Below are 6,333 nucleotides of genomic sequence, written 5' to 3' on the forward strand. Positions count from 1 at the left end.
GAATGCGTTTCTGCTGTGCGGACTTGAGGGGAGTGGACTGTCAGTGCCCGGGGCCAGCATGCTTACCTGGGGCATGCCCCAGATCCTCCGTCACGGGCAGGCACTCGGCGAGCAGGTCGACGACGTCGCGCCAGGCTCGCTGCGCGTGCTGTGGGTGGTAGCCGACGCCGGGGCGCACGGTGTGGTCGACCGGTGGGTGGTGGAAGGCGTGCAGCGCTCCGCCGTAGACCGTGAGGCGCCAGTCGACGCCCGCGGCCTGCATCTCGGCGGTGAACGCGTCCCGTTGTGCGGGCGGCATGATCGGGTCTTCCGACCCGACCCCGGCCCACACCGGGCAGCGAATGCGCGCCGCCTCGCCCGGTCGGCCCGTGGTCAGTGCGTTGACTGTCCCGATCGCGCGCAGGCTGACGCCTTCGCGCCCGAGTTCCAGCCCGACGGCGCCCCCGGTGCCGTAGCCGACGGCGGCGATCCGGTCGGGGTTGGTCCGCGGTTCGGTGCGCAACACATCGAGCGCCGCATGGCCGATGCCTCGCATCCGCTCGGGATCAGCGAGCAGCGGCAGGCAACGGGCCAGCATCTCCTCGGGGTCGCCCAAATAGCGCCCGCCGTGAAGGTCGAAGGCCAGCGTTATATATCCCAGTTCGGCGAGAGCATCGGCCCGGCGGCGCTCGACGTCGCTGAGTCCCGTGCCCTCTGGTCCGAGCAGCACCGCGGGCCGGCGGTCGACACCGGCCGGGAGCGCGAGGTGCCCGATCATCGTCAAACCGTCGGCCGGGTACTCGACCGTACGCGTCGTAATCTTCGTCATGAGACTGGACTGTAGTGATCGTCGAGCCCGGTCCGGCCGGTGTTCTGCCGCTGGCAGAACAGTGCGGGTGTCCCTCTGAAATACGGCGAGGGCTCACGAGAACCGTCACAAACCCCGTCCCCACTGCAGCGCTCTCGGATCACCTGCCCAGGCCACGGTGTTGGAGGCTGACCCTCGCAGCAGGATGCTGGGGTATGACGGCCGCCCCGGGCTCTCGCCCGCGCAGCTGGCCACCGTCTGCGTGCTGCAGTACGCGCTGAACCTGTCGGACCGTCAGGCCGCCGAGGCGTTGCGCTGCCGCATCGACTTCAAGTATGCCCTCGGCCTGGAGCTGGAAGGCCCCGGCCTTCACCACGGTGTGCTGTCCGACTTCCGCGACCGGCTCGCCGAGGGCGAGCGCGCCGACCGGCTGCTGGGCCTGGCGCCGGCCCGGATCCGGCGGGGTCACCGGCGGGGGCTGCCCTGGCCGGCCTGCTCAACGGGCGCGCCGCCCGCGCCAGTCGGCCATTTCCATAAACTATGAATATAAAGCTTGCTATGCTTCGAGCATGAGTCGTCAAGACACCGCTCCTGGCGCGTCCGCCGCCATCGGGGCAGCCCTCTACGGCCTGGCCACCAGGGCCGCGAGACGCCTGCCCCGGGACATGAGCCTGACGTCCGCCGCCACCCTGGCCACCCTGGACCGGACCGGCCCGCGGCGCATCACCGATCTGGCCGCGGTCGAGGGCGTCACCCAGCCCGCGATGACCGCCCTGGTCCGGGTGATGGAGGAGTCCGGCCTGGTCGAGCGGCGGGGCGACGCGTCCGACAAGCGGGTCACGCTGGTGTGCCTGACCGAGGCCGGCGCCTCCTATGTCCGGACGCGGCGTCAGGCGGGCGTCCACGCCTTCGAGCGGTTGATCGGCGAGCTCACCGGCGACGAGGTCGAGGCGCTGGTGGCGGCCCTTCCGGCGCTGAAGCACCTGGCAGAGCTCGAAAGCCAGGACCGCGAAGGGCCGAAGCCGTGACCGGGCGGCCGGTCGGCGGGGTCGCGGCGAAGGCGTTACCGACGGCGCGTTCCGAGGCGCGGCTGCTGGTCCCCGCCCTGATGTTCATCGCTCTGGTCGTGGCGGCGGTCGGCAGCCTCGGGGCGCCGCTCATCACCAGCGTGGCGACCTCGTTCCACGTCTCGCTCGGCAGCGCGCAGTGGACGCTGACCGTCGCGCTGCTCAGCGGCGCCGTCGCCACGCCGGTCCTGGGCCGGCTCGGAGCCGGCCCGCACCGGCGGGCCACGATCCTCGCCACGCTGGCGGTCGTCGTCGCCGGCAGCGCGCTCACCGTGCTGCCGCTGCCGTTCGCGTGGCTGCTGGCCGGCCGGGCGGCCCAGGGCGTCGGGCTCGGGCTGACGGCGCTGATGATGGGCGTGGCCCGGGACCACCTCCCCGAGGAGCGCAGCACGGCCGTGATCGCCCTGATCTCGGTGGTCTCGATCATCGGGGCCGGCGTCGGCTACCCGCTGGCCGCGCTGCTCGCCGAGCTCGGCGGGGTACGGGCCGCCTACGGCCTCGGCCTGGTCGTCACCGCCGCCGCCCTCCTGACCGCGTGGCGCTCCATGCCCGAAGCCCCCGAAGGCCGCTCCGCCCACGTGGACGTGGCAGGCGCGGTCGTCCTGGCCGCTGCCCTGCTCCTGGTGCTGTTCCTCGCCGGCGAACGGAATCTGTGGAGCCGGCACCTCGCCGTGGCGGCGGGCCTCGCCGTCCTCGCGGTCGTGCTGCTCTGCGTCTGGGCCGTCATCGAGCTGCGCAGCACGACGCCCCTGGTCGATGTGCGGGCGGTGCGGCACCCGGCGGTCGCCGGGGCGAACCTCGCCATGTTCGTCGCCGGGATCGGCATGTACCTCCTGCTCACGCTCATCACCCGATACGCGCAGACGCCGCACGGCGCCGGCTACGGCTTCGGGCTGACGACCTTCGCCGCCGGGCTGGTCCTCATCCCGTTCTCGGTGCTGGGGTTCGTCGCGGGCAAGCTCACGCCGCGGGTCCGGACGCGGATCGCCGACCCCCTGCTCCTGGCCGGCAGTGCCGTCGTGGTCGGCGGCGGGTTCGCCCTGTTCGCGGCGGCCCGGTCGGACCTGGCCGAACTGTTCGCGGCGATGGGCGTGCTCGGCTTCGGCGTCGGCGGCTTCTCGGCCGCGATGCCCGGCGTCATCCTGGCCGTCACCCCCAAGAGCGAGACATCGAGCGCCATGAGCTTCAACTACGTCGTCCGCAGCGTCGGGTACTCCCTGGGTAGCGCCATCGGCGGCCTGATCCTCACCGCGGGCACCGGCCCCGGCCACCTCTTCCCCGACGACAGCGCCTACACCACCGCGGCGCTGGTCGGCATCGGCGCCATGGCGATCGCGACGCTGACAAGCCTCGCTCTCGCCCGCCGGCGCTCGTCCGAGACCAACCCGTAAGTCAGATGCACTCATCCCAACACTGGAGGTTCCCATGCCCAAGGGCTACTGGGTCAGCGTCTACCGCACCATTTCAGACCCTGAGAAGCTGGCTGCTTACAACAAGCTGGCCGGTCTGGCCGTCGGGCCCATGGGCGGTCGGACCCTCGTCCGTGGCGGTCGGGTCGTGGCGTATGACGCCGGAATCGCCGAGCGCACCGTCCTGGTCGAGTTCGACAGCTTCGAACAGGCCGTCGCGGCGCGCGAGAGTGCGGCCTACCAGGAGGCGCTGGCCGCACTTGCTGACGGCGTCGAGCGCGACTTCCGCATCGTCGAAGGCCTCGACTGACCGAGGTCCAGTCGGCCAGGGGGCTGTGCTGGTGCCTTTGGGCCTCGCCGCGGACGCCCCCGCAATCACCGGCCTGGCACGCTTCACCCTGGAAGCCCCCAGCATCGCCCGAGCAAGCGAAGACCCGCCCCGGACCATGCGCGAGTTGTTCGCCCTACTGGAAGGCGGCTGGTCCACCACCCCCTTGGCATGAGGGGGGAACCACCTCGGCCAGGACGGCTGACTGCGACGACCAGGCGCCGCACCAGGGCACTACCGGAGCCGCCTCCAACTCGCGAAGCGGCGTGCCGGTTGGCGCGCCGCTCCGCCCGCAACGGTGATCAACGTTCGTAAGTGCCCACGAGCGTGCCGCTCGCCAACTCCCGGCCGCTCACGGCACGGTGTACGGCGTCGACCGTCGGCTTGCCGTGCAGCGAAGGCGACTCCGAAACGGCCCACAGACGGAAGAAGTAGCGGTGCACCCCATGTCCTGGCGGAGGCATCGGACCGCCCCAGCCCACCCGGCCGAATCCGTTGGGCCATTCCTGGCCGCCGTGCGGTGACTCTCCCTCCGCCACGCCGGAACTGCCCGGGTCGATGCCCGTGACCAGCCAGTGCAGGAAAGACCCGCCCGGCGCGTCAGGGTCCTCGCAGAGCAGCACCAACTCCGACGTACCGTCCGGCACCGCCGACCAGGTCAGCGGCGGTGAGACGTCGTCGCCCTCCCCGCTGTGGCGTCGGGGGATCGCTGCATGGTCGTGGAACGCCGTACTTCTGAGCTCAATTCCTGTCATGCGCGCGGCTCTACCCCGATCGGACCGGTCGGCACCGGTCCGGGCGGACGGAGCACCCGATTGGCCGCGTACACCGATCAGCGCGCCGGGAACCCTGTACGAAGCACCCGGTCCCGCCTCCCATACGGAGCACACGATGCCGACGAGGATCTTGCTTGAGGGACGCCCCGGAGTGGGCAAATCGACCGTTGTCCGCCGACTTGCCGCGCTGCTGCTCCACCGCAAGGCCGTGGGCTTCACCACGGAAGAGATCCGGCAAGGCGGCACCCGGACCGGGTTCGTGCTGGAAACCGTGGACAGTGGTTCACGGGCCGTCCTCGCCCACGTCGATCTCCCGGGTCCACCGCGGGTGGGCCGGTACGGCGTCGACCTGGGCGTCATGGAGCGGCTCGCCCTGCCGCCGCTCAGGTCAGCGGATCCGGCTCGTGGCGAGCTCGTGCTGATCGACGAGCTCGGGCGGATGGAATTGGCATGCACCGCGTTCCAGGAGGTGGTCCGGTGCCTGTTCACGTCCGAGATCGACATCGTCGCCACGGTCCATGTGAAGAGCGACCCGTTCACCGACGCGCTCAAGCGGCGCGCCGACATCGAACTCGTCCAGGTGAGCCGGGCGAACCGGGACGCCCTTCCCGAGGACCTGGCAGCCCGGTTCGACAGCCCATGACGACCAGCACCTGGTCGAGTGGCGTCGGGCCCGGTCCACGTGGCCAGGAGGGCTGGGGGCGCAGGGCTTGGTAGGGCGTCAGGCCCTGGTAGGGGCATCGGGATAGGCCGCTGTACGGTCAGCACAGGTGGGCGGCGGTGGCGAGGTGGACGAGATGTCCCATGGCGAGGTTGACGACGATGTCGCGGTGGGCGCCCGGCACACCGGGACGCGGTGGCGGGACCGGCCGGGGCTGCTTACGGTTGAGGTAGGCACAGGAAAAGCGCGGCCGTCGACGCGAGGAGACGGTGCGGCAGCGAGAATCCGTAAGGACAAGGGTCGCTCACCGGAACAAGGTGCGAAAAATGCGCCCGGAGAAACTTGGCTCCGCCGCTCGGCAGATGCTGTTCATGGCCGGCCAAGAAGAGACCTTGAGCGACTCGGTTCCCATCAGGGTGCTCATTCGGGTCCGGGACGAGCCCAACGACCAGCAGCGACGCCACCTCACTGAGGCCGGCGCCCAGCTGCACACCGTCGCCGGGGATGTGGTGACCGCGAGCCTGCGGGCCGGAGATCTCGGGCGGCTGACCGAGGTTGACGCTGTCGCCTATGTCGAGCTTTCCGAGCCGCTCCGTCCCGAGAAGGGCACCGAGACACCTGACAAGTGATCGACACCTGACACGCGAGGGCTCCGTCGGCCGTGCAGGCCGGCGAGTTCGTCGGGTCGGCCTCGTCGGCCCGTCGGGGCCATCTCGTGGAGAGAAGAATTCCCATGCTCGACTCACGGCTGAAATTCTTGACATCTCAAGCGGAGGAAGGCCAGGCGGAGCTGGCAAGCCTGGAATCGACCGGTCGCTTCGGGCTCACAGTGGAAGGAGTGGAGTCGCCACGGGTGCGGGTGCTCGTCCGCATCGCGAAGGGTGCCGAGGACGATGCGGAGGGCCTCCGCAAGCACTTCGACGACGCGGGACTGTCGGTGTTCACCCGGGCCGGGGACATCATCAGCGGCGAGATCGGGGTGGACCGCCTCGCGGAGCTCGACGAGATGGACTCCGTGGGGTACGTCGAGGCGTCCCGGCCCACGCAACCCGAGCTGGACGCGTCCCTACCGGAGATCCACGCCGACCGGGTGCACGCGGGCCCGCCGTCGTTCCGCGGGGCCGGAGTGATCGTCGGGGTGGTCGACAGCGGCATCGACTGGCGCCATGGCTGCTTCCGCGATCCGACGGGGCGGACCCGCATCCTGCGCGTCTGGGACCAGAGTCTGACCCCGAAGACCGGGGAGACCTCGCCGACACCGTTCGGCTACGGGGTCGAATACCAGCGTGCCACGATCGATCTCGC

8 protein-coding genes and 1 pseudogene are annotated in these 6,333 nt (G+C 70.7%); 7 read left to right on the top strand and 2 right to left on the bottom strand.

Annotation, left to right across the window (positions count from 1 at the left end):
* Nucleotides 1–40: 40 nt before the first annotated feature.
* Nucleotides 41–808, bottom strand: a complete 768-nt coding sequence (locus ACZ4XD_RS36990; protein WP_468049925.1) for a dienelactone hydrolase family protein — start codon at nt 806–808, stop codon at nt 41–43.
* A gap of 199 nt (nt 809–1,007) precedes the next feature.
* On the opposite strand from ACZ4XD_RS36990, the pseudogene ACZ4XD_RS36995 reads away from it, so the two are divergent.
* The 4 genes and pseudogenes from ACZ4XD_RS36995 to ACZ4XD_RS37010 form a co-directional block, all read left to right on the top strand.
* Nucleotides 1,008–1,223: pseudogene (locus ACZ4XD_RS36995) on the top strand (transposase); the annotation flags it as partial.
* Nucleotides 1,224–1,452: 229 nt separating this feature from the next.
* Nucleotides 1,453–1,815: a MarR family winged helix-turn-helix transcriptional regulator gene (locus tag ACZ4XD_RS37000; RefSeq protein ID WP_091261881.1), complete on the top strand. Its 363-nt coding sequence runs from the start codon at nt 1,453–1,455 to the stop codon at nt 1,813–1,815.
* The gene (locus ACZ4XD_RS37005) at nt 1,812–3,245 is read left to right on the top strand and encodes an MFS transporter (RefSeq protein WP_468049927.1); all 1,434 of its coding nucleotides are present in this window, start codon (nt 1,812–1,814) and stop codon (nt 3,243–3,245) included. Before ACZ4XD_RS37000 ends, ACZ4XD_RS37005 begins: the two co-directional genes overlap by 4 nt.
* A 34-nt stretch (nt 3,246–3,279) precedes the next feature.
* Complete coding sequence (locus ACZ4XD_RS37010; RefSeq protein ID WP_468049928.1) at nt 3,280–3,573, top strand: DUF1330 domain-containing protein; 294 nt, start codon at nt 3,280–3,282, stop codon at nt 3,571–3,573.
* 320 nt (nt 3,574–3,893) lie between these two features.
* Here ACZ4XD_RS37010 and ACZ4XD_RS37015 read toward each other — a convergent pair whose 3' ends face one another.
* Nucleotides 3,894–4,346 (bottom strand): YbhB/YbcL family Raf kinase inhibitor-like protein, encoded by a 453-nt coding sequence (locus ACZ4XD_RS37015; protein WP_468049929.1) that lies wholly within the window; start codon nt 4,344–4,346, stop codon nt 3,894–3,896.
* A 136-nt stretch (nt 4,347–4,482) separates the two neighbouring features.
* Here ACZ4XD_RS37015 and ACZ4XD_RS37020 point away from each other — a divergent pair, with 136 nt between their 5' ends.
* From ACZ4XD_RS37020 to ACZ4XD_RS37030, 3 genes are all read left to right on the top strand, one after another.
* Nucleotides 4,483–5,010 (top strand): NTPase, encoded by a 528-nt coding sequence (locus ACZ4XD_RS37020; protein ID WP_468049931.1) that lies wholly within the window; start codon nt 4,483–4,485, stop codon nt 5,008–5,010.
* Between the two features lie 344 nt (nt 5,011–5,354).
* Entirely contained in the window at nt 5,355–5,657 is a 303-nt protein-coding gene (locus ACZ4XD_RS37025) for a hypothetical protein (protein WP_468049933.1), read from the top strand.
* Nucleotides 5,658–5,866: 209 nt separating this feature from the next.
* Nucleotides 5,867–6,333: hypothetical protein (locus ACZ4XD_RS37030; RefSeq protein WP_468049935.1), on the top strand; the 467-nt coding region annotated here is incomplete at its 3' end.

The organism is Streptomyces sp. NPDC029466 (genome assembly GCF_055574515.1).